Below are 25,903 nucleotides of genomic sequence, written 5' to 3'. Positions count from 1 at the left end.
CACGGCGGAATGGCCCGTCGTGAGCCTTGCCTGCAAGACTCACCGCGGAATATCCGCTGGACGCAGCCTTGCGTAGCTGTACCGGGTATCCGGAAAGGCTACGCAAGCAGCAGTCACAGGTGGTGCGGCACTTGAATGAGTGCAGCACCGAATGCGCAGTACCTAACGAAGACGGTAATAAGCATGAATCTTCACGAGTATCAGGGTAAGCAGCTGTTCGCTGAGTACGGCCTGCCAGTATCGACCGGTTACGCGGTAGACACCCCGGAAGCAGCAGCAGAAGCTTGCGACAAAATCGGCGGCAGCGAGTGGGTTGTCAAAGCCCAGGTTCACGCCGGTGGTCGCGGTAAAGCGGGCGGCGTCAAGCTGGTTCGCAGCAAAGAAGACGCTAAAGCATTCGCTCAACAGTGGTTGGGCAAGCGTCTGGTGACTTACCAGACTGATGCCAATGGTCAGCCAGTCACCAAGATCCTGGTTGAATCGTGCACTGATATCGCTAAAGAGCTGTACCTGGGCGCTGTCGTTGACCGTTCGAGCCGTCGCATCGTGTTCATGGCTTCCACCGAAGGTGGCGTGGACATCGAGAAAATCGCTCACGACACCCCTGAGAAAATCCTCAAGGCCACTATCGATCCACTGGTTGGCGCTCAGCCATTCCAGGGTCGCGAGCTGGCATTCCAGCTGGGTCTGGAAGGCAAGCAAGTTGCTCAGTTCGCCAAGATCTTCGTAGGTCTGGCCAAGCTGTTCAAGGATCACGACCTGGCTCTGCTGGAAGTGAACCCGCTGGTGATCAAGGCTGACGGCGATCTGCACTGCCTGGACGCGAAGATCAACATCGACGCCAACGCCATGTACCGTCAGCCTAAGCTGAAGACTTTCCACGATCCGTCGCAAGACGATCCGCGCGAAGCGCACGCTGCCAAGTTCGAACTGAACTACGTAGCCCTGGAAGGCAACATCGGTTGCATGGTCAACGGTGCTGGCCTGGCCATGGGTACCATGGACATCGTCAACCTGCATGGCGGCAAACCAGCCAACTTCCTCGACGTGGGCGGCGGTGCTACCAAAGAACGCGTTACCGAAGCGTTCAAGATCATCCTGTCCGACACTAACGTCGCTGCAGTATTGGTCAACATCTTCGGCGGCATCGTTCGCTGCGACATGATTGCCGAAGGCATCATTGGCGCTGTGAAAGAAGTCGGCGTGAAAATCCCGGTTGTTGTTCGCCTTGAAGGCAACAACGCTGAGCTGGGCGCTAAAGTACTGGCAGAAAGCGGTTTGAACATCATCGCTGCTACCAGCCTGACCGACGCTGCTCAACAAGTCGTTAAAGCTGCGGAGGGCAAATAATGAGCGTCCTGATCAATAAAGACACCAAAGTTATCTGCCAGGGTATTACCGGTTCGCAAGGTAGTTTCCACACCCAGCAAGCCATCGAGTACGGCACCAAGATGGTTGGCGGCGTAACTCCAGGCAAAGGCGGCACCGAGCACCTGGGTCTGCCAGTGTTCAACACTGTGAAAGACGCTGTAGCAGCCACCGGCGCCACCGCCAGCGTGATCTACGTTCCAGCTCCTTTCTGCAAGGACTCGATCCTGGAAGCAGCATTCGGCGGCATCAAGCTGATCGTTTGCATCACTGAAGGCATTCCTACCCTGGACATGCTGGATGCCAAGGTCAAGTGCGACGAGCTGGGCGTGATCCTGATCGGCCCTAACTGCCCAGGCGTGATCACTCCAGGCGAATGCAAGATCGGCATCATGCCAGGTCACATTCACTTGCCAGGCAAGGTCGGTATCGTTTCGCGTTCCGGCACCCTGACCTACGAAGCTGTGAAGCAGACTACTGATGCCGGTTTCGGTCAGTCGACCTGCGTCGGCATCGGCGGTGACCCGATCCCGGGTTCGAACTTCATCGACATCCTGAAGCTGTTCCAGGAAGACCCGAAGACCGAAGCGATCGTCATGATCGGTGAGATCGGCGGTTCGGCTGAAGAAGAAGCGGCTGCCTACATCAAGGCACACGTGACCAAGCCGGTTGTTTCCTACATCGCTGGTGTGACTGCTCCTGCGGGCAAGCGCATGGGCCATGCTGGCGCAATCATCTCTGGCGGCAAAGGCACTGCAGACGAGAAATTCGCTGCTCTGCAAGACGCAGGCGTTAAAACCGTGCGTTCGCTGGCAGACATCGGCAAGGCCCTGGCCGAGCTGACTGGCTGGGCTGTCAAGTAAGCCTCGCGCTTAGCTGACGCTCCACCAAACAAAGGCCACCTTCGGGTGGCCTTTGTCGTTTCCGGGGGTATGTGTTGCCAGACAGGCCCGCGATGGCGTCCTGACGGCAAACGGAGATTTAGATGCAAAAACACGACATGGATATGTCGCGTATCGGATAGTTCGCCCTGTAATAGTGCGTTTGTCAGACAAATTAGTTACGCTAGCCGCCATTTTGCGTTTGCTGCCCACAAGGACGCTGCGCGCTAAACGGGTCAGTCCTATACGGACCGACAGCATTTCCCTCACCCATAAGGGAAATCCCTCTCTAAATTCCGATTCAGTAGTGTGGTATTTCCTTAATGAAAGTGTTGAAAGGCCAGGACATCCTGGCACTCGGCTTCATGACGTTTGCCCTGTTCGTCGGGGCTGGCAACATCATCTTCCCGCCTATCGTCGGTTTGCAGTCCGGGCCTAATGTCTGGATGGCGGCGCTCGGCTTTCTGATCACCGCCGTCGGTCTGCCGGTGATCACCGTTGTCGCGCTGGCCAAGGTCGGTGGTGCCATGGACTCTTTGAGCAGCCCGATCGGCAAAATCGCCGGTGGTGTGCTGGCCGCCGCGTGCTACCTCGCGGTGGGCCCGCTGTTCGCCACCCCGCGGACCGCGACCGTGTCCTTCGAAGTGGGCCTGGCGCCGCTGACCGGCGAAAGCCCGCTGGCGCTGCTGCTCTACAGCTCGGTCTACTTCCTGTTGGTGTTCTTTATCTCGCTGTACCCGGGCCGTCTGCTGGACACCGTGGGCCGTTTCCTCGCGCCACTGAAGATCATCGCACTGGCCGTGCTCGGCATCGCCGCGTTCGCCTTGCCGGCGGGTGACATCGGCACCGCCACACCTGAGTACGTTGCGGCACCGTTCTCCCAGGGTTTCATCAATGGTTACCTGACCATGGATACCCTCGGCGCACTGGTGTTCGGCATCGTGATCGTCAACGCCATTCGTTCTCGCGGCGTCGAGTCTCCAGCCCTGATCACGCGTTACGCGATCATCGCCGGGTTGATTGCCGGTGTCGGTCTGGCGCTGGTGTACGTGAGTCTGTTCCGCCTGGGGTCGGGCAGCCATGAAGTGGCTGTCGGTGCTACCAACGGCGCAGCGGTATTGCACGCTTATGTGCAACACACCTTTGGATCCCTCGGCAGCGGTTTCCTCGCAGTGCTGATCTCCCTGGCCTGCCTGGTGACGGCGGTCGGCCTGACCTGTGCATGCGCCGAATACTTCAGTCGTGTGTTGCCACTGTCCTACAAGACACTGGTGATCATCCTGGCAGCGTTCTCGCTGCTGGTGTCTAACCTGGGCCTGACCAAGCTGATCGCGTTCTCGATCCCGGTACTGACCGCGATTTACCCGCCTTGCATCGTCTTGGTGGCGCTGAGCTTCTGCAAGGATTTCTGGCTGGAGCAAGGTCGCATCGTTGGCCCGGTGATGCTGGTGTCGTTCCTGTTCGGCATGATCGACGCGCTCAAGGGCGCGGGCCTGGCGGACTGGATGCCGACTCAATTGGCACACTTGCCGCTGGCCGAACAAGGTCTGGCGTGGCTGGTGCCATGCGTCTTTACCCTGGTGGTTGCATTTGCCTGCGACCGTTTGCTGGGCAAGCGCAGCGAAGCTTTGGCTTAACGCTTCAAGGGCCGGTCACAAGCAGGCCTTGAGCAACAACGGAAATGCCCCGTATCAATCGATACGGGGCATTTTTTATGGGCGAGCGGCGGTGTCTTTTTCTTTGCGCTAACGTCGAAGCACTACCTGTAGGAGCAAGGCTTGCCCGCGATGAGGGCATAACATCCGACGGAGTCGTCGATTGACACACTGCCATCGCGGGCAAGCCTTGCTCCTACAGGTTTCAACCTTGTCAACGCCTAACAGGGATACGCATGTCGTTCATCCACACCAATCTGATCCACATTCTTGCCGCGCTCTGGTTTGTCATCTGCTGGGGCGGTTACACCCGTTACGCTATCTGGAAGGGCCGCGATACCGCGTGCCTGGCCAGTGTGCTGCACCTTTACCGCGAAGACTGGATGCGCCGCATGCTGCTGCGTGACAACCGCATCGCTGACGCCAGTGTGGTGGGTAATCTGGAGCGTAATGCCTCGTTCTTCGCCTCGAGCACCTTGATCATCCTCGCCGGTATTCTCACGGTGCTGGGCTCTTCCGAGCGGGCGCTGTCGTTACTGGCGGACATTCCGATGGTTCAACAGGCTTCCCAGGGCATGTCGGAGATCAAGCTGCTGTGCCTGGCGCTGGTGTTCGTCTACGCCTTCTTCACCTTCAGCTGGTGCATGCGTCAATACAACTTCGCGGCGATCCTGATTGGCTCGGCGCCGATGATCGGTGAGCGCCACGTGTCCGAGCAGGAACGCAAGGCCTTCGCTTCGCGCGCCGCGCGGGTGATCTCGATGGCGGCCAACCAGTTCAACTTCGGTCTGCGCTCCTATTACTTCGGCATGACCATGCTCGCCTGGTTCGTCAGCCCGTGGCTGTTCATGTTGATGAGCGCAGGTGTGGTGCTGGTGTTATATCGCCGGGAGTTTCATTCCGACGTGCTCGACGTAATGGTCTATACCCCTACAGAGGCGCCATTGCCTGAGGCGATCAAAGAGGTAGCCTGATGAGTATCCCGTTCTGGTGCGTGTTTATCAGTGCCTTGCTGATTTTTGTCGCCCGCATACCGGTGGCCAAGGCCATGAAAGAGCAGGGGGGTTACAACAATCATCTGCCGCGCGCGCAACAAGTACAGCTCACAGGCTTCGGCGCTCGCGCACTGGCCGCGCATCAGAACAGTTTCGAGGCCTTCCTGTTGTTTGCGGTCGGGGTGTTGATGGCGCACACCACGCAAACGGCGGGGTGGCTGATTGACGGGTTGGCAATCATCTTTGTGATTGCCCGGGTGATCTACTTGTTGTGCTACTGGGCAGACCTGGCCTGGCAACGAAGTCTGGTGTGGTTTGTCGGCTTTGTCTGTTCGTTGCTGCTGATGGTTAGTCCGACTTTTCGCACGGTGTTGCTCTAACGCTTTAGCGGCGAACACAATAAAGCCCGCACTTGGCGGGCTTTATTTTTGCTGCTCTAAAACCGATTAGTTGGTTTTAGGTGCGGCTTGTTCAGCAGCTGTCTTGCTCGAATCTACCTGAGCTTTGGCAGCATCAGCGGCTTCTTTCGCTGCGTCGTTCACTTTATCCTGAGCTTCACCAATTTTTTGCTGGGCTTGTTCAATTTTTTGGGTGGCTTCTTGAGCTTTGTCCTCGGGTTTTTTACCGCAGGCAGCGATGCCGAGGGAAGCGGTCAACATCAAGGCAATAGCTAAAGTCTTACGCATGGGGTGTTTCTCCTGGTGGAAAATATCTACTTGCCCTTTCGAACGCACCACCGTGGGTTAAGTTCCATGTTTCCTACAGATATATAAGATTTATCTTGGGGGAACTTTTTCTTAGTCCCTATGCTGCTATGCAACACCACTAAAAAGAGCCTTTATCGAATGATCGACAACCCCGTTTTCGAGCGAGCGACGCGGTTTTTATCGGCGCTGAGGCATTGCCAGGTGCTCGGGTTACGTGTGCACAGCGCAAGTAATGACGGGCTGACGATCACGTTGCCGTACAGCCCGCAGATCGTCGGTAATCCGCAAACCGGGGTGATTCATGGCGGTGCCATTACCTCGCTGATGGACACCGCGTGCGGCATGGCAACGCTTTGTGTTTTGCCGGAGTTCGAGGTTTGCCCGACCCTGGATCTGCGTATCGACTACATGCATCCGGCCGAGCCGCATAAAGAGGTGCATGGTTTTGCCCAGTGCTACCGGGTGACGACTGACGTGATCTTCACGCGCGGGTTTGCTTACCAGGATGATCCGCAAAAGCCGATCGCCCATGTGGTCGGGACCTTCATGCGCATGGGCAAAGGTGTCAAAGGCACCAAAGGTTTTGGTGGTGTCATCAGTGGGGGGACGAAATGACTGATAATTTCAAAGAGCAATTGCAGCAGGCCCACGAGCGTGGCGATTACGCCTCGCTGCTGCAGATGATTCCCTACGCCAAGCTGATCGGCGTCGAGTGCTCGCGATTGGGTGACGAACTGCTTTTTCGTTTGCCGGCGAACAAGGACAATATTGGCAACCCTTTGCTGCCAGCAATTCATGGCGGGGTGATTGCCGGGTTCATGGAGCTGGCGGCGGCCCTGCATTTGCTGATCTTCACCGGTTCCCCCGGTGTGCCGAAGATCATCGACTTCTCCCTCGATTATCTGCGTGCCGGGCAGTTTCGTGACACCTACGCCAAATGCCAGGTGTGCCGTCAGGGGCGGCGGGTCGCCAACGTTGCGATAACCGCGTGGCAGAGCACTCAAACCGAGCCGATTGCCACGGCGCGTGCGCATTTCAAGATTGAAGAAACGCCAAGCCCTTGAAATCCTCAGCATAGCCCCCAACTCTGATGACATCCCGCCGTCACCCCTTCAGGGTGCGGCCACTGCCATCCAATCGGAGTTTGATGACCATGAGCGTGGAAACTCAAAAGGAAACCCTGGGCTTCCAGACCGAGGTGAAGCAACTGCTGCACCTGATGATCCATTCGCTGTATTCCAACAAGGAAATTTTCCTTCGCGAACTGATCTCCAACGCCTCCGACGCTGTCGACAAATTACGTTTCGAAGCCCTGTCCAAGCCTGAGTGGCTGGAAGGTGGCGCCGAACTGAAAATCCGCGTGAGCTTCGACAAGGACGCGAAAACCGTCACCCTCGAAGACAACGGTATCGGCATGAGCCGTGACGATGTCGTGACCCACCTGGGTACCATCGCCAAATCCGGCACTGCCGATTTCATGAAACACCTGTCCGGCGATCAGAAGAAAGACTCGCACCTGATCGGCCAGTTCGGCGTGGGTTTCTACTCGGCATTCATTGTTGCCGATAAAGTTGACGTATACAGCCGCCGTGCCGGTCTCGCTGCCAGCGAAGGCGTGCACTGGTCGTCCAAGGGTGAAGGCGAATTCGACGTCGCCACCATCGACAAGGAAGACCGTGGTACTCGCATCGTCCTGCATCTGAAGTCCGCTGAAGACGAGTTCGCCGATGGCTGGCGTCTGCGCAACATCATCAAGAAGTACTCCGATCACATCGCTTTGCCGATCGAGCTGCCGAAAGAAGTGGCAGCCGCCGAAGGCGAAGAGAAACCAGCCGTTGAATGGGAAACCGTCAACCGCGCCAGTGCTCTTTGGACCCGTCCTCGTACCGAAGTCAAAGACGAGGAATACCAGGAGTTCTACAAACACATCGCTCACGATTTCGAGAACCCGCTGAGCTGGAGCCACAACAAGGTCGAAGGCAAGCTGGAGTACAACTCGCTGCTTTACGTGCCGGCCCGTGCTCCGTTCGACCTGTATCAGCGTGAAGCACCACGCGGCCTGAAGCTGTACGTGCAGCGCGTGTTCGTCATGGACCAGGCTGAATCGTTCCTGCCGCTGTACCTGCGTTTCATCAAAGGTGTGGTCGACTCTAACGACCTGTCGCTGAACGTCTCGCGGGAAATTCTGCAGAAAGACCCGATCATCGATTCGATGAAGTCGGCGCTGACCAAGCGCGTTCTGGACATGCTGGAAAAACTGGCGAAGAACGAGCCTGAGCAATACAAGGGCTTCTGGAAAAACTTCGGTCAGGTCATGAAAGAAGGCCCGGCTGAAGATTTCGCCAACAAAGAGAAAATCGCTGGCCTGCTGCGCTTCGCCTCCACCCAGGGTGAAGAGGGCGAGCAAGTAGTCTCGCTGACCGAATACCTGGCTCGCGCCAAGGAAGGTCAGGACAAGATCTACTACCTGACCGGTGAAACTTATGCACAGGTCAAGAACAGCCCGCACCTGGAAGTCTTCCGCAAGAAAGGCATCGAAGTGCTGCTGCTGACCGACCGTATCGACGAGTGGCTGATGAGCTACCTCAGCGATTTCGACGGCAAGAGCTTTGTCGACGTGGCGCGCGGTGACCTGGACCTGGGCAACCTGGACTCGGCAGAGGACAAGAAAGCCGCAGAAGAAGTCGCCAAGAGCAAGGAAGGCCTGGTTGAGCGGATCAAGACTGCGCTGGGTGAAACCGTCAGCGAAGTGCGGGTTTCCCACCGTCTGACCGATTCTCCGGCGATTCTGGCGATCGGTGAGCAGGACCTTGGCCTGCAAATGCGTCAGATCCTCGAAGCCAGCGGTCAGAAGGTTCCGGATTCCAAGCCGATCTTCGAATTCAACCCGGCTCACCCGCTGATCGAAAAACTCGACGGTGAGCAGAGCGAAGAGCGTTTTGGCGACCTGTCGCACATCCTCTTCGATCAGGCAGCCCTGGCTGCCGGCGACAGCTTGAAAGACCCGGCCGCCTATGTGCGCCGTCTGAACAAGCTGCTGGTTGAACTGTCGGTTTAACCAAGTTGTAGAAAAACCCGCTTCGGCGGGTTTTTTCATTCTGGCGTTTCTTTACGGGAGTGAGTCATGAGCCAAGTTACTGTGCGTTCCGTGGTCTATCAGATTGAGGGGCAGTCTTACGAAGGTCGTCTGGCGTTCGACGCCGGCCACACAGGCCCACGTCCGGGCTTGCTGATGGCGCCGAACTGGATGGGTGTCAGCGCCGGGGCCGAGAAGATTGCCCAGGAAGTTGCCGCGAAGGGTTATGTGGTGTTGATTGCTGACCTGTATGGGCAGTCGATTCGCCCACAGAATGGCGACGAGGCGGGCGCGGCGATGATGCCGCTGAAGAATGATCGTGCGTTGTTGCGCAAGCGCATGCAGGCGGCATTTGCTGCCTTGCAGAGCCAGGGTGAAGCGGCGGTCGACAGCTCGAAACTGGCGACATTCGGTTTCTGCTTCGGCGGTTGCTGTGCGCTGGAGCTGGCGCGTACCGGCGCGCCGCTCAAGGCTGCCGTGTCGTTCCACGGTACGCTGGATACGCCGAACCCTGCCGATGCGAAAAACATCAAGGGCTCGGTGCTTGTGTTGCACGGTGCATCCGATCCATTGGTGGCGAAAGAGCAACTGCCGGCCTTCGAAGCTGAAATGAATGCTGCAGGCGTGGATTGGCAATTGCTCAGCTACGGCGGCGCGGTGCATTCCTTTACCGATCCGCACGCCAATGTGCCGGGCACGATGATGTACGACGCCAAGACCGCCAAGCGGGCCTTTGTGTCGATGCATAACTTGCTGGATGAAGTGTTCAACGGCTAACGCCCCAGTGATCGTTCCCACGCTCCGGCGTGGGAATGCCTCAATGGACGCTCCGCGTCCGCTCTTGAATGTGGGAACGATCAGTTACAGAGGTGTCGGTGGAGCTGGTTTTGTAGGCAACTCGATCCGCTCGCTCTCGCCCGGTACGGTTGGCCAATCACCGGCCGCCCAGCGTCGGCGGGCCTCATCGATCACCGCGGGATCGCTGGCGACGAAGTTCCAGTTGATCCGGCGCGGCCCGTCCATGGGTTCGCCGCCAAACAGCATGACGTGGCAATCGCTTTCGGCGAACAGGTCCATTTCTTCCCCGGCAGGCAGCACCACCAGGGAGTGCGGTTCAATCGGCTCGCCATTGAGTTGGGCTTCACCGTCCAGCACGTAAAGGGCGCGTTCTTCATGCTCGGTGGGGATCAGCAAGGTCGTCGCCGTTTTCAGCTCAAGCTCTGCGTACAGCGTAGGGGAAAGCACCGGCACCGGTGACTCCAGGCAAAAGCCTTTGCCGGCAATCATCCTGATCTTCACCCCGAGGTTATCGCTGACCGGCAGGCTGGCGGCCGGGTGATGGCTGTAATGGCCGGGACCTTGTTCGTGCTCTTTGGGGGAGGCCAGCCAGATTTGCAGGCCGTGCATCTTGAAGTCGGTATCCCACAAGGCTTTTGGAGTGCGCTCGACGTGAGCAATCGCACTGCCTGCGGTCATCCAGCTGACGTCGCCCGGTTTCACGATCTGGTCAGAGCCCAGGCTGTCCTTGTGCTGGAGTTCGCCTTCGAACAGGTAGGTGAGGGTGGACAGGCCGATGTGCGGATGCTGGCGGATGTTCATGCCCTTGCCGGCCGGGTAGCGGGTTTCAAGCATGTGATCGAAAAACACGAAAGGCCCGACGCTGCGGCATTGGGCCGACGGCAGCGGGCGCAGGATCGGTTGGCCTTCGACATCTTCGGTGCGTGGGCGGATCACGAGCGGGCTGTTCATGGTGCATTCCAGGCTGTACGAGTGATGCCGCTGAGCATAACCCGCACAGCCTGTGTTTGCCGCTATTGGCTGAAGGCGCCTTCAGACAGGTGAGTCTCGATAGTCACTTCGCTGGTGGTCATCAGCTTGTGCACCGGGCAGCGGTCGGCCACGCGATGCAACTCTTCACGCTGGGCGTCGGTGAGTACGCCTTTGAGGGTCAGTTTGACGTGCAGGGCGTATTTGCCTTTCTGCTCCTGGCTGTTGTCGCGCTTGACCTCGACCGTGACGCCGGTCAGCGGGATTTCCTTCTTCTGTGCATAGAGCTTGAGGGTCAGTGCCTTGCAGGCGCCCAGCGCTGCGTCGAAGTAATCGTGGGGCTCTGGTGCGGAACCTTCGCCGCCGGAGGCTTTGGGCACATCGGCGAAGAGTTGATGGTCGTCGATCTGGATGCTGTGACGAAAACCTTCGCTGGATTCGGTATTGACGGTAATGGTCATGACAAACCTCATGGGCAGTAAGAAAGAGTGTGCGTCAGGAAAAGACCTTGCAGTTATAGAGCATCTGGCGATTCAGGTGTTCCACTGGCTTATCGATCGCCCAATAAAAAACGCCCCGAACCAGTCGGGGCGTTTTCATGTGCAGCGAAGCAGCGGGGCGTTATTTGCCCTGCCAGCGCTTCAGGACCAGAGTGGCGTTGGTGCCACCGAAGCCGAAGCTGTTGCTCATCACGGTGTTGATGGTGGCGTCTTCGCGAGTCTTGGTCAGGATTGGCATATCAGCCACTTCCGGATCCAGTTCTTCGATGTTGGCAGAACCTGCCATGAAGTTGCCTTCCATCATCAGCATGCAGTAGATCGCTTCGTGAACGCCGGCGGCGCCCAGGGAGTGGCCCGACAGGCTCTTGGTGGAGCTGATGGCTGGAGCCTTGTCGCCGAAGACTTCACGCACGCCTTTCATTTCCGCGACGTCGCCGACCGGAGTCGAAGTGCCGTGGGTGTTCAGGTAGTCGATCGGCGTGTCGACGGTGGACATGGCCATCTGCATGCAGCGGATGGCGCCTTCGCCGCTTGGAGCGACCATGTCGTAGCCGTCGGAAGTCGCGCCGTAGCCGACGATTTCCGCGTAGATCTTCGCGCCGCGGGCCAGAGCGTGTTCCAGCTCTTCGACCACGACCATGCCGCCACCGCCGGCGATGACAAAACCGTCACGCTTGGCGTCGTAGGCACGGGAAGCTTTTTCCGGTGTCTCGTTGTACTGGCTGGACAGTGCGCCCATGGCGTCGAACAGGAACGATTGGCTCCAATGCTCTTCTTCACCGCCGCCGGCGAACACGACGTCCTGCTTGCCCATCTGGATCTGTTCCATGGCGTTGCCGATGCAGTGAGCACTGGTGGCGCAGGCAGAAGCGATGGAGTAGTTCAGGCCCTTGATCTTGAATGGAGTGGCCAGGCAAGCGGAAACCGTGCTGCTCATGGTCCGCGTTACGCGGTATGGGCCGACGCGCTTGACGCCTTTTTCGCGCAGGATATCCAGCGCTTCCATCTGGTTCAGGGTCGATGCGCCACCGGAACCGGCGATCAGGCCGGTGCGCGGGTTGGAAACCTGCTCTTCGGTCAGGCCGGAGTCAGCAATGGCGTCTTTCATGGCCAGGTAGGCGTAAGCCGCCGCGTGGCCGACGAAGCGATAGATCTTGCGATCGATCAACTCTTCGAGTGGCAGGTCAATGGAGCCGGAAACCTGGCTACGCAGACCCATTTCGGCATATTCCGGGTTGAACCGGATGCCAGGGCGGCTTGCACGCAGGTTAGCGGAGACGGTCTCTTTGTCATTGCCCAGGCACGAAACGATGCCCAGACCAGTGATAACGACGCGGCGCATGCGGATAACCCTTAGAAGTTGTCAGTGGATGTGAATACGCCGACCCGAAGGCCTTCGGCGGTGTAGATCTCGCGGCCGTCGACGCTGACCGAACCATCGGCGATGGCCAGGTTCAGCTTGCCCTTCAGGACGCGTTTGATCTGAATGTTGTAAGTGACTTTTTTAGCGGTCGGCAGAACCTGGCCAAAGAATTTCACTTCGCCCGAACCCAGGGCGCGGCCGCGGCCCGGCAGGCCTTGCCAGCCGAGGAAGAAACCGACCAGCTGCCACATGGCATCGAGGCCCAGGCAGCCTGGCATCACCGGGTCACCTTCGAAGTGGCAGGCGAAGAACCACAGGTCCGGAGTGATATCCAGCTCGGCGACCAATTCACCTTTGCCGTACTTGCCACCCTCTTCGCTGATATGAGTGATGCGATCCACCATCAGCATGTTCGGGGCGGGCAGTTGCGCGTTACCAGGGCCGAACAGCTCACCGCGACTGCAGCGCAGCAGGTCTTCCCGGGTAAAGGCGTTTTGTTTGGTCATGCGAGCTCCTCAATAGTCCCATGCGGCAGGTGGGGCAAATCTTCCCGGCCGATCGAAGCGTTCATGCTTCGAACCGGCAGCCTACTCATAGACTATTGCGTTGTGGTGAAAGTCACAGCACAAGGGACATGAATGTACACTTGTGCACTGAAATTATTTTTCAAGCCCGATTCCGAGCTGTCAAGGTGCCTAAGACTGCCGCACTTTCGCCTTTCACGCCAGTCGCAGATGGAGGATCACTCCCCACTACCGTACCCAACGTTGCAGAATTTGCTGCAGATCAGCGCGTTTGAAAGGTTTGGCCAGATAATCGTTCATCCCCGCCGACAGGCAGGCCTCGCGGTCACCCTGCAGCGCGTTGGCGGTCAGGGCGATAATGGGCAGGTCCGTGCAGCCGGGCAATTGACGGATCTGCCGGGTGGCTTCGTAACCATCGATAACCGGTAGCCGGCAATCCATCAGAATCGCCTCGAAAATCAGGCTCTCGGCACTGCGTACCGCCTGTGCTCCATCGGTGGCGACGCTGACAGTAAAGCCCAGGCTGCGCAGCATAGCTTTGATGACGGTCTGATTCACCGGATTGTCTTCCACCAGCAGCACATTGCGCCCCTCGCCGTGGTCGATGCCGGCAGGCGTGCGCGGTGCCAGAGCCGGTGGTGTCTGCCTGGACCGCGCCAGCGGAATTTCCAGGGTGAATACCGAGCCTCGGCTTTCCTCGCTCTGGGCACGCAGTGTGCCGCCCATCCGCTCGGCCAGCGTGCGCGCAATCGGCAGGCCCAGGCCGGTGCCGCCGTAACGTCGGGAGATCGAGCTGTCAGCCTGCTGGAAGGCGTTGAACATCAACTCCAGGCTTTCGGCCGAAATGCCAATCCCGCTATCGCGCACGGTGCAGGTGAACCACAGCAGTTCGTGATCCAGCGATTGCCACTGCGGCTCGATCGTTACCCGGCCTTTCTCGGTGAACTTCAAGGCATTGCCGATCAGGTTGACCAGGATCTGCCGGATCCGCGTCGGGTCGCCCTGTACCTGCAAGGCTTGCATGTCGTCCGGAATCTGCAGCTCCAGGCTCAGGCCGCGTTGCATCGCGCTGTGCTGGAAAGCCTGGGCGCAGCTGTTGATCAGCTCGGCGAGGTTGAACGGGATGTGCTCCAGCTCCAGGGCCGAGCGTTCGATGCGCGAGAAGTCGAGAATGTCGTTGATGACCTTGAGCAAGTGCTCGGTAGACTCCGACGCCAGCGCGGCGTACTCGATCTGCTCCTCGGTCATGTTGGTGGTTTCGAGCAGTTGCAGCATACCCAGCACACCATTCATCGGTGTGCGCAATTCATGGCTCATCATCGCCAGGAAGTCGGACTTGGCGCTGTTGGCCTTTTCCGCTTCTTCGCGGGTCTGGATCAGTTGCGCCATGGCCTGATGCTGCTCGCGGCTGGCGAGCTCAAGGCCATCGGCGAGGTTGTTGATGTGGCGCGACAGGTCGCCCAGTTCTGAATCGTCGACGATCGGCAGCGGCTTTTTGTAGTCGCCTTGCTGAATCGCTTTCACCGCATTGCCCATGGCGCTGATGGGCTCCGACAGGCTGGCGGCCAGGCGCCGCGCCAGCAGGAAGGTAAAGAGCAGGGCAAACAGTGCGAGGATCGCGGCCTTGAGCAGGATCTCCTGTTGCCGCTGGCTGAAGGCATCGTTGGACATGCCGACGACGACACGCCCCAGATAGTCTTCGGAAGGACCGATTGCCGGTGGTGGCCCCTGCAGGAAATCGTCGCTGAGCCTGATCCGTTGCAAGCGTACCGGTGCTTGAAACACTTCGATCTGTTGCGAGCGTTGGCGGTTTTCCGAGGGCTGCTCGACGTGCACCAAGACCTTGTTGGCGTTGTCCTGCACCTCGAGAAAACGCACGTGCGGCGTTGTCAGCGAGGCTTTCATCAGGCTTTCGAGCACCTCATTGTTGCCGGAGATCACCCCGTATTCGGTGGCCGGGGCCAGTTGATTGGCGATCAGTTGGCCGGTGTGGTTGAGCTCCTGGCGTAAATCCTGGATTCGCACGACGGTAAAGAAGCTGATCAGCAGCAACGTCAGCAGCAGCGCCGGGCCGAGGCTGATGATCTGGGTGCGGGTATTGATGCCCCAATGGCGACGCAGGTTCATGGGCGGTTTTCTCCTTCGGCCAACTGTGTTGCAACAGCCGTGGGGTCAATTTGTTCTATGCCTAAGGAACGAGCGACTTGCGGGTTACTTAATACCTTGAAGCGCTGCGGATAGAGGGTGCGCGGCCAGCTGGCCGGTGGACGGTCAAGCACGTTATCCAGAACGGCCAGCCAATCGCCCTGATCGCTGTAGGTGCTGGCCAGGCTGCCGGCCTTGACGAACCCGGCGTTGGGGCCGATCAACGCAAGTTGTCGGGCATAGCTGCTGAGCAGCAGATTCTTGGCGGTTTTCGGGTTGTACAGGCCCGGATCGTCGAGCCCCAACAGTACGTCGCTGTTCTTCAACAGGGTTTGCAGAGGCCGGCTGTCATTGGTGTTGTCCCAACGTTCGGCGACGATCTCCAGCCCCAGCCGGTGCGCGGCGTGGTGCAGTTCCTTGAGCAGAAATTCGCTGTTCGTCCCGTACAGCACGCCGACCCGTCGGACTTGCGGCAATAGAGCCTGGATCAGGTGAAGTTGGCGGCCCGGCGGTGGATCACTCCATAGCAGGCTCAGGTGCAGGGGCAGGGCATTACCCAGGCGCTGATGGGCTTGCAGGCGGCTGATGCGCAGCACCAGCGTCGCCGGCCCTTCGCTGTCTTGCAGGCGCCAGTCGAGGCTCGGCAGGTCAAGCAGGATCAGTCGGGTCGCGTCGGGTAGCCGGGACGGCGCGGGGAGGTCGGCAAGGCGTGCGAAACGCACCGTGTCTTCGGGGCGCTGCTCGGCCAGGGCGCGGGTAAAGGCCTGCACGCCAGGACTGTCCTCGGCGCCGGTCAGCAGCACGTCGGCAGCACGCACGGGCAAACTGCCCAGGCAGACAAGCAACAGTCCCCAAACCCAAGGCCGGCGGCTTCGGGGGGAGCGGGTACGTGTCTGGTTGAGGGCCATGTCAGAACTCTAACTCGGCGCTGAAGTAGAGCGCATGGCGCGAGTCGTAGTTGTTGTCGACGAAGGTGGTCGGCTGGCTGTCGAGGCGTTGTTGCAGGATACCGGCCAGTTCGAGATTGGCCTTGCCCAGCGCAATACGTTTGGCGATGCGCGTGTCGATACGTTCGAAGCGGTAGCCATTCAGTGCGTCGTCGCCATAGTAGAACAGTGCACTGTTCCAGCCATTGCCCCAATCGCGTAGCCAACCGGCAGAGCCGCTGTTGCGTGCGCTGAATTGTTCGTCCAGAGGGTTACTGGCCGTAGCATCGACATAGGCGTAGGTCAGGCGCAGCCGGTCGGCGGCGCTGACACGCCAGTCAAGCTGGGTTTCAGCGCCGCTGAAGCGTGAGGCATTGCTGTTGCTGGCAATGTACTGATTGTTGCGCAGCGGCTCGCTGATCATGTCGGTGATTTCGTCGTAGAACAGTTTCACGTCGACGTTCAGCCCAAGGTCAGCGAAGAAGCCGTTATACCCCAGTTCCCGCGAACGCATGTGTTCTTGAGCGAGGTTACCGGGACCTCGGGTCTTGACGAAGTAACGGGCACTGGATTGACCGTAGGCTCCGGGGCTGAGGTTGGTCACCTGATAGCTCCAGTTGACGTTGTTCTCGAACATGTCGGGTGAGCGAATGGCCTCCGAATACACCGCGCGCAGGCCGTGGCGCGGGTTGATCAGGTAATTGATTGCCACGCGTGGGGTTAGCGAGTCGCCGACCAATTCGGTTTTTTCGTACATCGCACCGCCTTGCAACAGCCAGTGCTCGCTGGCGCGCCACTCCAGTTGGCCGAACAACCGCCAGATAGAGTCGTCGAGAGTGCCATTGAAGTACGTTTCGGAGTCGGCCCGGTCGTATCGATAGTTCATGCCGCTGACCAGCCGCAGGCTGTCGGACAGGCTCAGGGTGTCCTGCAATTCCAGGTCGTAGCGCGACTCGCGGGCGCTCTGGTCGATGTCACCGCAGACGGTGCGGTTGGCGCCACCTTTCCATTGATCGAGCACCTGGTTGGCCAGTGCCTGCTCGGTTGGCGTGCCGTGCGGTGCACCGGTGCCGGTATAGCTTTCCATGTGCCGCGCCAGGCGCTCGGCATAGTTGGGATCGAGCTGCCAGAGTTGGGTGAGCTGCGGGCTGAACGACACTTCGGCGTCGCAGGCGCGCCAGACCTGTTGGCGATCCCAGTGCTGCGCCGAACCCTGGACGTAAAGGCTGTGATCCGGGTTGAGCTCCAGGTTCCAGCGCAACGAACCGGCGTAATCCTTGGCGATCACGTCAGAGTTATCACCCGCCGAGGTAATCCCGGAAAACACCGGACGGTAGGTATAAGGCCGCTGGTTGGTGCCGTCTTTGGCATTCAGTTGCCAATCGATGCTTTGCTGCTCGTTGAGCGTCTGGCTGACGGCCAGGTTGACGCGGTTCAAGCGGCGACTGTCGCGGTAGTCCGCTCCCAGGCGGTTCGAGTCGAAACCGTCGTCCTCCTGGCCGGACAGCGACAAGCGCAGGTCGCCGGTTTCCCAACCGGTGCCCTGGCTGGCGTACCAGTCGTTGATCCCACGTTCACCGCGAGTGACTTTCAGCCGCGTGCCATGGCTGTTGGCCGGTGCGCGGGTGATGATGTTGACCACCGCCATCAGCGCGTTGGCGCCATAGCTGACGGTGTTCGGGCCACGGAACACCTCGATGCGCTCGATGTCTTCCATGGCCACCGGAATGTCACTCCAGTCCACGGTCGCCAGACCTGCGCGGTACACCGAACGGCCGTCGATCAACACTTGCATGCGTCGCGCTTCGCTGGCGTTGGTGCCGTGATAGTTCACTGCGGCCTGGTTGCCGCTGACGTTACCGACCATCATCCCCGGCACCAGCCGCAGCAATTCGCTGATGTCGCGGGCACCGCTGGCCTTGATCAGTTCGCTGTCGATTACCGTCATGCTTCCGGGCACGGCGGCCGCCGACTGTTTGAGTCGGGTGGCAGTCAATACCTGGGGCAGCGCGGTGTTGTCGAGAAACAGGTCATCGGCCAACAACGGGTCGCTGAGCATCAGCGCCAGAACCAGCGAGGAGCGAAGGTGAGGAGGGCCAACAGACACGGTACAGCCTTGATCGCAGTTGATTGCCGCGCATGTTAACCGAGCTGTTCGAGTTTTCCAGTCACGTTACCGGCATTTTCCCAGGTTTTGGAGGTCTGCTTCCTACAAGTGCCGCTAATTGATAGAGGGGCTGGCCGACGCTGGACCGCCCCGTATAATGCGGCTATCGCCACTGGTATGGATTAACGGATTGCATATGACTGAACAGCGCCCGATTGCGGTCCTGGGAGGCGGAAGTTTTGGTACCGCCGTGGCTAATTTGTTGGCCGAGAACGGTCATCAGGTCCGGCAGTGGATGCGCGACCCTGAACAGGCCGAGGCCATTCGGGTCAACCGCGAGAATCCACGCTACCTCAAGGGCATCAAGGTTCACCCCGCGGTGGAGCCGGTCACCGACTTGCTTGCTACCCTCAATGAGTGCGACCTGTGTTTCGTCGCACTGCCTTCAAACGCCCTGCGTTCGGTGCTCGCACCCTATGCCGAGCGTCTGAGCGGCAAGTTGCTGGTGAGCCTGACCAAAGGCATCGAGGCCCACACCTTCAAGCTGATGAGCGAAATCCTTCAGGAAATCGCTCCGCAAGCGCGCATCGGCGTGTTGTCCGGGCCGAACCTGGCCCGTGAAGTGGCCGAACACGCGCTGACCGCCACAGTGGTCGCCAGTGAAGACGAAGAACTCTGCCAGCGGGTTCAGGCGGCATTGCACGGTCGGACCTTTCGCGTATACGCCAGTGCCGACCGTTATGGTGTGGAACTGGGCGGGGCACTGAAAAACGTCTACGCGATCATCGCCGGCATGGCGGTGGCGTTGGGCATGGGCGAAAACACCAAGAGCATGCTGATCACCCGGGCATTGGCGGAAATGACCCGCTTTGCGGTGAATCAGGGGGCCAACCCGATGACGTTCCTGGGGCTGGCCGGGGTGGGCGATTTGATCGTCACCTGTTCGTCACCGAAAAGCCGCAACTATCAGGTTGGTTTTGCCCTTGGCCAGGGCATGAGCCTGGAAGAGGCGGTGACCAGCCTTGGTGAAGTCGCCGAGGGCGTCAACACGCTGAAGGTGCTCAAGGCCAAGGCTCAGGAAGTCGGGGTTTACATGCCGTTGGTCGCCGGTTTGCATGCGATCCTGTTTGAAGGACGCACGCTCAATCAGGTGATTGAGCTGTTGATGCGCGGCGAGCCGAAAACCGATGTCGATTTCATCTCCACCAGCGGTTTCAACTGAGTACTCAATTTACAGAGGCAGGGAGCGAGACATGAACGATCCAAAAGTAGCAGCCAAGTACGAATCCATCCTGCTGCGCGTGCTGTGGATGCTGGTGTATGTGCTGGTCTGGCAAGTCGCGCAATTGATCCTCGGCGCCGTGGTGCTGGTGCAGCTCATCTATCGGTTGATCTACGGTGCACCGAACGCCGGCCTGATGAACTTCGGTGACAGCCTCAGCCAGTTCCTGGCGCAGATCGGCCGTTTCGGCAGTTTTCACAGCGACCAGAAACCTTGGCCATTCGCCGATTGGCCGACACCGCGTGCACCGGAAGGCGAGGCCCCGCACGCTGTCCCGCCAGCGCCGCATCCGGCCCGTGATGAGGAGCCAAAGCTATGAAGCTCTGGGTGTTGCGCCACGGTGAAGCCGAGTCTCACGCCCGGAGCGATGCTGAACGGGAGCTGACTGCACATGGCCGCGAAGAAGTGCTGCGCAGTGCCGCGCAACTGATCGGCCAGCCGATTCAGGCGATCATCGCCAGCCCGTACATGCGGGCGCAGCAGACTGCGCAACTGGTGCGTGAGGTGCTGGGTTTTGAGCCGGAGATCCGCACCGAGACCTGGCTGGCGCCAGACAGCAATCCGTTGACCGTCGTCGATCGGCTCGACACGGAGGATAACGTCCTGCTGGTCAGCCATAACCCGCTGGTGGGGAGTTTGATCGGCTACTTGCAGCACGGTCATTTGCGTGCGCCGCAGCCGATGAGCACGGCCAGCCTGGCCGAGCTTGAAGCTGATTTGCCGTTGGCCGGGGGCATGACGCTCAATAGCGTCAAGAACCCGTAATCCGGGCTTTGTGGGAGCGTGGCTTGCCCGCGATGGCATCAACACGGCATACCTGATGCACCGCGGCGCCTGCATCGCGGGCAAGCCACGCTCCCACAGGTAAGGAATCGCTCCTGATTTTTTGTATGAAATAGCCAACCAAGCAACTGCTTGGTTGGACTACGCTTGCCGCCACATCGAACAAAAAGGAGCGCATCGCATGTCCGCCGCTTTTCGTTTGCCGCTGCAAGTGTTCTACGAGCGTGAAGCTCGCCATCCCCGCCAGTGCTTTCTGGTACAGCCGATGGGCGGTGGTCAGGTCGAGACGCTGACCTGGGCCGACGTCGGCCATCAGGCGCGGTGCGCCGCTCACTGGCTACGCGCCCGGGAGTTGCCTCAAGGCAGCCACATTGCGCTGATCTCGAAAAACTGTGCGCACTGGATCATTGCCGACCTGGCGATCTGGATGGCCGGGCATGTCTCCGTTCCGTTGTACCCCAACCTCACTGCCGATTCGGTAGCCCAAGTGCTCGAACACTCGGAGGCTGTGCTGGCGTTCATCGGCAAACTGGACGATTGGCCGGGCATGTCCAGAGGCGTCAGCGCCGATCTGCCGACCATCAGCCTGCCGTTGTGTCCAGCGGGTGACTTTGATTTCAGTTGGGCCGACCTGCAGCGCAGCTCACCGATACAGGACGACCCAATGCCCGACGCCAACCAGTTGGCGACCATCATCTACACCTCCGGCACCACCGGCTTGCCCAAAGGCGTGATGCACAGCTTCGGCAACTTGGGCTTCGCCACGACTCACGGTACGCAGTTGTTTGGCCTCAATGAGTCGGACCGGTTGCTGTCGTACCTGCCGCTGTGCCACGTCGCCGAACGGATGTTTGTCGAGCTGGCGTCGATCTATACCGGGCAAACGGTATTTTTTGCTGAAAGCCTCGATACGTTTCTCACTGATTTGCAGCGCGCGCGGCCTACGGCGCTGTTCGGCGTGCCGCGCATCTGGAGCAAATTCCAGATGGGCGTGTACAGCAAGATTCCGGCAAAACGCCTGGATTTTCTCCTTGGCTTGCCGATCATCGGCAAGCGGGTCGGGCACAAGGTGCTTGCAGGTCTGGGGCTGGATGCCTTGCGTATAGCCTTGTCGGGCGCCGCGCCAGTGCCGCAAGCCTTGCTGCACTGGTACCAGCGCCTTGGGCTGGAGGTGCTTGAGGTCTACGGCATGACCGAAAATTGCGGCTATTCGCATATTTGCCTGCCGGGCCGGAACAAGCCTGGCTGGATCGGCAAGCCGTGCCCGGAGGTGGAGGTGCGGATCGAGGATTCGGGCGAGGTGCTGGTGCGCAGTGGTGCGACCATGCTCGGCTATTTCAAGGAGCCGCAGAAAACCGCCGAGACGATCACCAGGGACGGCTTTCTGCGCACCGGTGACAAGGGCGAGCAAGACGCCGAAGGCAACTTGCGCCTGACCGGGCGGCTCAAGGAAATCTTCAAGACCAGCAAGGGCAAATACGTCGCACCGGCGCCGATCGAAAACCGTCTGGCGGTGCATTCACGTATCGAACAGGTGTGTGTGGTCGGTGATGGCCTGAGTGCGCCACTTGGGTTGTGCGTGCTCTCGGCTGTGGGTTTGCAGGACGCCGCCAGCGTGGCGCGCAATGCCTTGCAGTCGAGCCTGGAAAGCTTGCTCGACGAGGTTAACGGTGCCCTTGATAAACACGAACGCCTGCGTCAACTGGTGGTGGTCAAGGACAGTTGGGCAGTGGAAAACGGCTTTCTCACGCCAACCTTGAAGATCAAGCGCAACGTGATCGAGGCCGTGTATGGCGCACGGTTTGAAGAATGGAGTGCGCGCAGCGAAGCCGTGCTGTGGCAGGATTGACCTGAAATAAAACCAACGAAGGATGCAGCGATGACTCTGTGGCGTACCGCTCCCAACATTGAACAGCTGAACTCGATTCAGAAAAACACCATCGGCGAAGTGCTGGATATACGCTTCGAGGCGTTTGATGACGAGTCGCTGACCGCCAGCATGGTCATCGACCATCGCACCCACCAGCCCTACGGTTTGCTGCATGGCGGCGCCTCGGTGGTACTGGCCGAAACCGTCGGTTCCGCGGCCAGCTTCCTGTGCATCGACGCCAGCAAATTCTATTGCGTGGGCCTGGAAATCAACGCCAACCACTTGCGCGGCTTGCGCAGCGGTCGGGTAACGGCGGTGGCCAAACCGATTCATATCGGCCGCACCACGCACGTCTGGGATATTCGCTTGAGCAGCGATGAAGGCAAGGCCAGCTGTGTGTCGCGGTTGACCATGGCGGTGGTGCCGCTGGGTGAAACACCACCGGCTCGTTGATTTTTGAGCGAGTAAGACTCGGTGATGAGAGGGTTTACTGTGGCGAGGGAGCTTGCTCCCGCTCGGCGGCGCAGCCGTCGTAAACCTGATTGACGCGGAGTGTCTGTCGATATGCGAGCACAGGTTTTGGGGCCGCTGCGCACCCCAGCGGGAGCAAGCTCCCTCGCCACAACAGCTCGCACGGGGCTGAATTGCCCATAGCCTTGGCCTGACTGTCATCATTCCTGGCAGTTACGGTCATTGCTGTGGGCTTGCGTCTTACGGACAATCAACACCTGATTTCGTTTATGGACGCGCCGTTATGTCGCAGCAGATTTTTTTCGCCCATGCCAATGGCTTTCCTTCAGGCACCTACGGCAAGTTGTTTGCCGCGCTGGCGCCGGAGTACCAAGTCGCGCATCTGCAGCAGCACGCCCATGACCCGCGGTTCCCGGCCGACGATAACTGGCACAACCTGGTGGACGAGCTGATCCATCATCTGAAACAGCAACCCGAGCCGGTGTGGGGCGTTGGCCATTCCTTTGGTGGCGTCTTGCACCTGCACGCGGCCTTACGTTGCCCAGAGCTGTATCGTGGCGTGGTGATGCTGGATTCACCGGTGCTGACCCGCCCCGATCAATGGGTTATCCGCGCCGCCAAGCGTTTTGGCTTTATCGACCGCTTGACCCCGGCAGGCCGCACATTGGGGCGTCGCGAGGAGTTCGCCGATCTGGAATCGGCGCGCAGCTATTTCGCCGGTAAAACCCTGTTCCGCGGTTTCGATCCGGACTGCCTCGATGCGTATTTGCAACACGGCCTGCACCAGGTTGGTGATCGCCTGCGTTTGCGCTTTGATCCGGCCACCGAGATCAGCATCTATCGTGGCGTTCCGCACACCAGTCCAGGTCGTCCTCGCCAGTTGAAAGTACCGCTGGCGGTGGTTCGTGGCCGGCAGAGCCGGGTGGTCATGCGCCATCACGCCAGCTTCGTCGGCCGTATGCCGCAAGGTGAGTCGCTGACCATGCCCGGTGGCCACATGTTTCCCCTTGAGCGCCCGCAAGACACCGCGACGTTGCTGAAAAACCTGTTCAGCCGGTGGGAAGGGCGCAACGAGCGGAGTTGCGCATGAGCAGCGTCGAAGAAGTCCGCCTGAGCCTGCCGCACATCGAGTTGGCCGCGCACCTGTTCGGCCCGGAAGACGGTCTGCCGGTGATTGCCTTGCACGGTTGGCTCGACAACGCCAACAGCTTTTCGCGCCTGGCGCCGAAGCTTGAAGGGCTGCGCATTGTCGCGCTGGACATGGCCGGCCACGGGCATTCCGGGCATCGGCCATTGGGTGCCGGTTATGCGCTGTGGGATTATGCTCACGACGTGTTGCGAGTCGCCGAACAGTTGGGCTGGAAGCGGTTTGCGCTGCTGGGCCATTCCTTGGGCGCAATCGTTTCGGTGGTACTCGCCGGTGCCTTGCCAGAGCGCGTGACGCATCTGGCGCTGATCGACGGGGTGATTCCGCCCACCGCCGCTCACGACAACGCCGCCGAACGCATGGGCATGGCCCTGCAAGCGCAGCTGGATCTGCAAGAAAAGCGCAAACCGGTCTACCACACCCTGGATCGCGCCATCGAAGCCCGCATGAAAGGCCTGGTCGCGGTCAGTCGGGAAGCTGCCGAATTACTCGCTCAGCGGGGTTTGATGCCGGTGCCGGGCGGCTACACCTGGCGCACTGACAGTCGCCTGACGCTGGCATCGCCACTGCGCCTGACCGATGAACAGGCGATGTCCTTCGTTCAGCGAGTCAGTTGTCCTGCGCAACTGGTGGTCGCTGCTGACGGCATGCTCGCCAAACATCAGGAATTGCTGGAGCGTCTACCCTTTAGCCGTGAACAGCTGCCTGGCGGCCATCATGTGCACCTGAATGACGAGCTCGGCGCCGCCCTTGTTGCAGACTGTTTCAATCGGTTCTTCGCCGTTCCTTGACTTGCAGCGGGCAACTGTCGAGGCTGGGCGGGTTGAAATGGGAGACAACCATGATAGATCTCTACACCGCTGCGACCCCGAATGGCCACAAGGTCTCTATCGTGCTCGAGGAACTCGGCATGCCCTATACGGTGCATGTCTTGAGTTTCGACAAAAAGGAACAAAAGGCTCCAGCGTTTCTCAAGATCAATCCCAATGGCCGGATTCCGGCGATTGTCGACCGGGACAACGGTGATTTCGCCGTGTTCGAGTCCGGCGCGATTCTCATCTACCTGGCTGAACTGAGCGGAAAACTGCTGCCCAAGGATCCGAAAGGACGTTCGGTGGTGATCCAGTGGCTGATGTTCCAGATGGGCGGGATTGGCCCGATGCAGGGGCAGGCCAACGTGTTTTTCCGTTATTTCCCGGAAAAGCTTCAGGGCGCCATCGACCGCTATCAGCATGAAACCCGGCGTTTGTATGAAGTGCTGAACACGCGCCTGGAAACTGTCGAGTACCTGGCCGATGACTACAGCATTGCCGACATCGCCACTTATCCGTGGGTCCGTGGTCATGAGTGGTCTGGCGTTTCGGTAGACGGTTTACCCGCCTTGCAACGCTGGATGGCGGCGATGGAAGCTCGCCCGGCGGTGCAGCGTGGCTTGCAGATTCCGCCGCGTAACGACGACGCGAATGTCGTCAAAGGCGCTCAGGCCATGCTGATCCGATGAGAGTACCTTCAAGGTTGAACAGCATGCGCTTGATCTGTTTGTTGGGGCTGGGGTGTTTCAGTTCGCTGGTGTTTGCCGCCGATGTACCGGGAAGTCACGATTTGCCGCTGGTGCCGCGTCTGGCCGATGCGCAGATCGTCGACTATCGCCCGGCTGCCGAGCTTGAACGGATCTACCCCATGGGCTCGATCCGCAAAATCAGCGGCCAGCTACGTTTTGATGGCCAGGTCAGTGCCCGCGGAAAAGTAACCTCGGTGACCTACGAATTGCCGCCCGAGCATTCGTCCACCGAGGCCTTCACCCTAGCTCGCGAAGCCTTGCAGAAGCAGGGGGCCGAGCTGTTGTTCTGGTGCCAGGCCCGCGATTGCGGCGAAAGCAGCCTGTGGGCCAATCAAGTGTTCGGCAACGCCAAACTCTATGGCGCCGACGATCAACAGGCTTATCTGCTGCTGCGACTCGCGGCACCGCAGGACAACTCGCTGTTGGCGCTTTACAGCATCACTCGCGGCAATCGAAAAGCCTATCTGCATGTCGAACAATTCGACGCCAGCACGCCATTGGGCGAGTTGTTGCCGACCTCGGCGACCCTGTTACGTCAGCTCAAGGACACCGGCGTGCTGGACCTGCCGCGGCTGACGGGGGAGCCGCAACCGATTTGGCTGACGTTGCTGTCGCGCGGCTTGAACCTCGATACGACTTTGCGCGTCAGTGTTTCCGGAGCCAACGCCGAAGCCTGGCGTCAGGCGCTGGTCGGGCAGGGCGTACGTGCGGCGCGGATGGAACTGGGCAACGTGCCGGCAACTGGCCTGCACATCGAGTTCCTGCGATAGTTTTT

General features: G+C 59.6%; 26 protein-coding genes. 18 read left to right on the top strand and 8 right to left on the bottom strand.

Annotated elements, in window-relative coordinates; translation table 11 throughout:
• The first annotated feature begins 183 nt into the window (after positions 1-183).
• From sucC to AABM55_RS20690, 5 genes are all read left to right on the top strand, one after another.
• Entirely contained in the window at positions 184-1,350 is a 1,167-nt protein-coding gene (gene sucC, locus AABM55_RS20710) for an ADP-forming succinate--CoA ligase subunit beta (protein WP_007919879.1), read from the top strand.
• Positions 1,350-2,231 carry a succinate--CoA ligase subunit alpha gene (gene sucD, locus AABM55_RS20705; protein WP_019692317.1) on the top strand — a complete coding sequence of 294 codons (882 nt, stop codon included), beginning with the start codon at positions 1,350-1,352 and terminating at the stop codon, positions 2,229-2,231. Before sucC ends, sucD begins: the two co-directional genes overlap by 1 nt.
• Before the next feature lie 341 nt (positions 2,232-2,572).
• A complete protein-coding gene (gene brnQ / locus AABM55_RS20700) occupies positions 2,573-3,886 on the top strand; it encodes a branched-chain amino acid transport system II carrier protein (RefSeq protein ID WP_054593420.1) in 1,314 nt (437 codons plus the stop codon).
• Between the two features lie 254 nt (positions 3,887-4,140).
• Positions 4,141-4,878 carry a DUF599 domain-containing protein gene (locus tag AABM55_RS20695; protein ID WP_103319047.1) on the top strand — a complete coding sequence of 246 codons (738 nt, stop codon included), beginning with the start codon at positions 4,141-4,143 and terminating at the stop codon, positions 4,876-4,878.
• On the top strand, positions 4,878-5,279 hold the full coding sequence (locus AABM55_RS20690) for an MAPEG family protein (RefSeq protein ID WP_347927631.1): 402 nt from the start codon (positions 4,878-4,880) through the stop codon (positions 5,277-5,279). The genes AABM55_RS20695 and AABM55_RS20690 overlap by 1 nt, the downstream gene beginning before the upstream one ends.
• Positions 5,280-5,345: 66 nt before the next feature.
• Here the strand turns inward: AABM55_RS20690 and AABM55_RS20685 are convergent, their stop codons facing one another.
• Positions 5,346-5,585, bottom strand: a complete 240-nt coding sequence (locus AABM55_RS20685; protein ID WP_103319052.1) for a hypothetical protein — start codon at positions 5,583-5,585, stop codon at positions 5,346-5,348.
• A gap of 159 nt (positions 5,586-5,744) precedes the next feature.
• On the opposite strand from AABM55_RS20685, the gene AABM55_RS20680 reads away from it, so the two are divergent.
• From AABM55_RS20680 to AABM55_RS20665, 4 genes are all read left to right on the top strand, one after another.
• Positions 5,745-6,221, top strand: coding sequence for a PaaI family thioesterase (locus AABM55_RS20680; protein WP_103319054.1), 477 nt, complete (start codon positions 5,745-5,747; stop codon positions 6,219-6,221).
• Positions 6,218-6,670 (top strand): PaaI family thioesterase, encoded by a 453-nt coding sequence (locus tag AABM55_RS20675; RefSeq protein ID WP_054593415.1) that lies wholly within the window; start codon positions 6,218-6,220, stop codon positions 6,668-6,670. Before AABM55_RS20680 ends, AABM55_RS20675 begins: the two co-directional genes overlap by 4 nt.
• An 89-nt stretch (positions 6,671-6,759) precedes the next feature.
• Positions 6,760-8,664 carry a molecular chaperone HtpG gene (gene htpG, locus AABM55_RS20670; protein WP_054598153.1) on the top strand — a complete coding sequence of 635 codons (1,905 nt, stop codon included), beginning with the start codon at positions 6,760-6,762 and terminating at the stop codon, positions 8,662-8,664.
• A 66-nt stretch (positions 8,665-8,730) separates the two neighbouring features.
• Positions 8,731-9,459: a dienelactone hydrolase family protein gene (locus AABM55_RS20665; protein WP_103319057.1), complete on the top strand. Its 729-nt coding sequence runs from the start codon at positions 8,731-8,733 to the stop codon at positions 9,457-9,459.
• An 84-nt stretch (positions 9,460-9,543) separates the two neighbouring features.
• On the opposite strand, the gene AABM55_RS20660 is transcribed toward AABM55_RS20665, so the two are convergent.
• The 7 genes from AABM55_RS20660 to AABM55_RS20630 form a co-directional block, all read right to left on the bottom strand.
• The gene (locus tag AABM55_RS20660; RefSeq protein WP_347927628.1) at positions 9,544-10,431 is read right to left on the bottom strand and encodes a pirin family protein; all 888 of its coding nucleotides are present in this window, start codon (positions 10,429-10,431) and stop codon (positions 9,544-9,546) included.
• Positions 10,432-10,493: 62 nt separating this feature from the next.
• Complete coding sequence (locus AABM55_RS20655) at positions 10,494-10,910, bottom strand: OsmC family protein (protein WP_054593412.1); 417 nt, start codon at positions 10,908-10,910, stop codon at positions 10,494-10,496.
• Between the two features lie 160 nt (positions 10,911-11,070).
• Positions 11,071-12,291, bottom strand: a complete 1,221-nt coding sequence (gene fabB / locus AABM55_RS20650) for a beta-ketoacyl-ACP synthase I (RefSeq protein WP_019692305.1) — start codon at positions 12,289-12,291, stop codon at positions 11,071-11,073.
• An 11-nt stretch (positions 12,292-12,302) separates the two neighbouring features.
• The gene (fabA, locus tag AABM55_RS20645; protein ID WP_010211704.1) at positions 12,303-12,818 is read right to left on the bottom strand and encodes a 3-hydroxyacyl-[acyl-carrier-protein] dehydratase FabA; all 516 of its coding nucleotides are present in this window, start codon (positions 12,816-12,818) and stop codon (positions 12,303-12,305) included.
• A 246-nt stretch (positions 12,819-13,064) separates the two neighbouring features.
• Positions 13,065-14,963 carry an ATP-binding protein gene (locus AABM55_RS20640; protein ID WP_347927624.1) on the bottom strand — a complete coding sequence of 633 codons (1,899 nt, stop codon included), beginning with the start codon at positions 14,961-14,963 and terminating at the stop codon, positions 13,065-13,067.
• A complete protein-coding gene (locus AABM55_RS20635; protein ID WP_347927622.1) occupies positions 14,960-15,889 on the bottom strand; it encodes an ABC transporter substrate-binding protein in 930 nt (309 codons plus the stop codon). The genes AABM55_RS20640 and AABM55_RS20635 overlap by 4 nt, the downstream gene beginning before the upstream one ends.
• A gap of 1 nt (position 15,890) precedes the next feature.
• Complete coding sequence (locus AABM55_RS20630; protein WP_347927620.1) at positions 15,891-18,014, bottom strand: TonB-dependent receptor; 2,124 nt, start codon at positions 18,012-18,014, stop codon at positions 15,891-15,893.
• 196 nt (positions 18,015-18,210) lie between these two features.
• On the opposite strand from AABM55_RS20630, the gene AABM55_RS20625 reads away from it, so the two are divergent.
• The 9 genes from AABM55_RS20625 to AABM55_RS20585 all read left to right on the top strand — a co-directional run bounded on the left by AABM55_RS20625 (position 18,211) and on the right by AABM55_RS20585 (position 25,898).
• The gene (locus AABM55_RS20625) at positions 18,211-19,236 is read left to right on the top strand and encodes an NAD(P)H-dependent glycerol-3-phosphate dehydrogenase (RefSeq protein WP_054593408.1); all 1,026 of its coding nucleotides are present in this window, start codon (positions 18,211-18,213) and stop codon (positions 19,234-19,236) included.
• A gap of 31 nt (positions 19,237-19,267) precedes the next feature.
• A complete protein-coding gene (locus AABM55_RS20620; RefSeq protein WP_054593407.1) occupies positions 19,268-19,615 on the top strand; it encodes a DUF4389 domain-containing protein in 348 nt (115 codons plus the stop codon).
• Positions 19,612-20,061, top strand: a complete 450-nt coding sequence (gene sixA / locus AABM55_RS20615; RefSeq protein ID WP_054593406.1) for a phosphohistidine phosphatase SixA — start codon at positions 19,612-19,614, stop codon at positions 20,059-20,061. Before AABM55_RS20620 ends, sixA begins: the two co-directional genes overlap by 4 nt.
• A 199-nt stretch (positions 20,062-20,260) precedes the next feature.
• The gene (locus AABM55_RS20610) at positions 20,261-21,928 is read left to right on the top strand and encodes an AMP-binding protein (RefSeq protein WP_347927617.1); all 1,668 of its coding nucleotides are present in this window, start codon (positions 20,261-20,263) and stop codon (positions 21,926-21,928) included.
• A 30-nt stretch (positions 21,929-21,958) separates the two neighbouring features.
• Positions 21,959-22,402 carry a hotdog fold thioesterase gene (locus AABM55_RS20605; protein WP_054593404.1) on the top strand — a complete coding sequence of 148 codons (444 nt, stop codon included), beginning with the start codon at positions 21,959-21,961 and terminating at the stop codon, positions 22,400-22,402.
• Positions 22,403-22,703: 301 nt separating this feature from the next.
• Complete coding sequence (locus AABM55_RS20600; RefSeq protein ID WP_054593403.1) at positions 22,704-23,510, top strand: alpha/beta fold hydrolase; 807 nt, start codon at positions 22,704-22,706, stop codon at positions 23,508-23,510.
• The gene (locus AABM55_RS20595; RefSeq protein WP_347927614.1) at positions 23,507-24,358 is read left to right on the top strand and encodes an alpha/beta hydrolase; all 852 of its coding nucleotides are present in this window, start codon (positions 23,507-23,509) and stop codon (positions 24,356-24,358) included. The genes AABM55_RS20600 and AABM55_RS20595 overlap by 4 nt, the downstream gene beginning before the upstream one ends.
• A 50-nt stretch (positions 24,359-24,408) precedes the next feature.
• Positions 24,409-25,068 carry a glutathione S-transferase family protein gene (locus AABM55_RS20590; RefSeq protein ID WP_019692294.1) on the top strand — a complete coding sequence of 220 codons (660 nt, stop codon included), beginning with the start codon at positions 24,409-24,411 and terminating at the stop codon, positions 25,066-25,068.
• Between the two features lie 23 nt (positions 25,069-25,091).
• Positions 25,092-25,898, top strand: coding sequence for a DUF4892 domain-containing protein (locus tag AABM55_RS20585; protein ID WP_103319077.1), 807 nt, complete (start codon positions 25,092-25,094; stop codon positions 25,896-25,898).
• The last annotated feature ends 5 nt before the right edge of the window (positions 25,899-25,903 follow it).

Origin of the sequence: Pseudomonas helvetica (genome assembly GCF_039908645.1) — a bacterium.
Lineage (GTDB): Bacteria > Pseudomonadota > Gammaproteobacteria > Pseudomonadales > Pseudomonadaceae > Aquipseudomonas > Aquipseudomonas helvetica.
Note: the sequence above shows the minus strand (reverse complement) of the source record. Positions and strands in the feature narration are given on the sequence as shown.

Excerpts from the sequence above, each read along its gene's own strand:
- sucC (WP_007919879.1), top strand. The coding sequence starts at position 184 with ATGAATCTTCACGAGTATCAGGGTAAGCAGCTGTTCGCTGAGTACGGC.
- sucD (WP_019692317.1), top strand. The coding sequence starts at position 1,350 with ATGAGCGTCCTGATCAATAAAGACACCAAAGTTATCTGCCAGGGTATT.
- brnQ (WP_054593420.1), top strand. The coding sequence starts at position 2,573 with ATGAAAGTGTTGAAAGGCCAGGACATCCTGGCACTCGGCTTCATGACG.
- AABM55_RS20695 (WP_103319047.1), top strand. The coding sequence starts at position 4,141 with ATGTCGTTCATCCACACCAATCTGATCCACATTCTTGCCGCGCTCTGG.
- AABM55_RS20690 (WP_347927631.1), top strand. The coding sequence starts at position 4,878 with ATGAGTATCCCGTTCTGGTGCGTGTTTATCAGTGCCTTGCTGATTTTT.
- AABM55_RS20685 (WP_103319052.1), bottom strand. The coding sequence starts at position 5,585 with ATGCGTAAGACTTTAGCTATTGCCTTGATGTTGACCGCTTCCCTCGGC.
- AABM55_RS20680 (WP_103319054.1), top strand. The coding sequence starts at position 5,745 with ATGATCGACAACCCCGTTTTCGAGCGAGCGACGCGGTTTTTATCGGCG.
- AABM55_RS20675 (WP_054593415.1), top strand. The coding sequence starts at position 6,218 with ATGACTGATAATTTCAAAGAGCAATTGCAGCAGGCCCACGAGCGTGGC.
- htpG (WP_054598153.1), top strand. The coding sequence starts at position 6,760 with ATGAGCGTGGAAACTCAAAAGGAAACCCTGGGCTTCCAGACCGAGGTG.
- AABM55_RS20665 (WP_103319057.1), top strand. The coding sequence starts at position 8,731 with ATGAGCCAAGTTACTGTGCGTTCCGTGGTCTATCAGATTGAGGGGCAG.
- AABM55_RS20660 (WP_347927628.1), bottom strand. The coding sequence starts at position 10,431 with ATGAACAGCCCGCTCGTGATCCGCCCACGCACCGAAGATGTCGAAGGC.
- AABM55_RS20655 (WP_054593412.1), bottom strand. The coding sequence starts at position 10,910 with ATGACCATTACCGTCAATACCGAATCCAGCGAAGGTTTTCGTCACAGC.
- fabB (WP_019692305.1), bottom strand. The coding sequence starts at position 12,291 with ATGCGCCGCGTCGTTATCACTGGTCTGGGCATCGTTTCGTGCCTGGGC.
- fabA (WP_010211704.1), bottom strand. The coding sequence starts at position 12,818 with ATGACCAAACAAAACGCCTTTACCCGGGAAGACCTGCTGCGCTGCAGT.
- AABM55_RS20640 (WP_347927624.1), bottom strand. The coding sequence starts at position 14,963 with ATGAACCTGCGTCGCCATTGGGGCATCAATACCCGCACCCAGATCATC.
- AABM55_RS20635 (WP_347927622.1), bottom strand. The coding sequence starts at position 15,889 with ATGGCCCTCAACCAGACACGTACCCGCTCCCCCCGAAGCCGCCGGCCT.
- AABM55_RS20625 (WP_054593408.1), top strand. The coding sequence starts at position 18,211 with ATGACTGAACAGCGCCCGATTGCGGTCCTGGGAGGCGGAAGTTTTGGT.
- AABM55_RS20620 (WP_054593407.1), top strand. The coding sequence starts at position 19,268 with ATGAACGATCCAAAAGTAGCAGCCAAGTACGAATCCATCCTGCTGCGC.
- sixA (WP_054593406.1), top strand. The coding sequence starts at position 19,612 with ATGAAGCTCTGGGTGTTGCGCCACGGTGAAGCCGAGTCTCACGCCCGG.
- AABM55_RS20610 (WP_347927617.1), top strand. The coding sequence starts at position 20,261 with ATGTCCGCCGCTTTTCGTTTGCCGCTGCAAGTGTTCTACGAGCGTGAA.
- AABM55_RS20605 (WP_054593404.1), top strand. The coding sequence starts at position 21,959 with ATGACTCTGTGGCGTACCGCTCCCAACATTGAACAGCTGAACTCGATT.
- AABM55_RS20600 (WP_054593403.1), top strand. The coding sequence starts at position 22,704 with ATGTCGCAGCAGATTTTTTTCGCCCATGCCAATGGCTTTCCTTCAGGC.
- AABM55_RS20595 (WP_347927614.1), top strand. The coding sequence starts at position 23,507 with ATGAGCAGCGTCGAAGAAGTCCGCCTGAGCCTGCCGCACATCGAGTTG.
- AABM55_RS20590 (WP_019692294.1), top strand. The coding sequence starts at position 24,409 with ATGATAGATCTCTACACCGCTGCGACCCCGAATGGCCACAAGGTCTCT.
- AABM55_RS20585 (WP_103319077.1), top strand. The coding sequence starts at position 25,092 with ATGCGCTTGATCTGTTTGTTGGGGCTGGGGTGTTTCAGTTCGCTGGTG.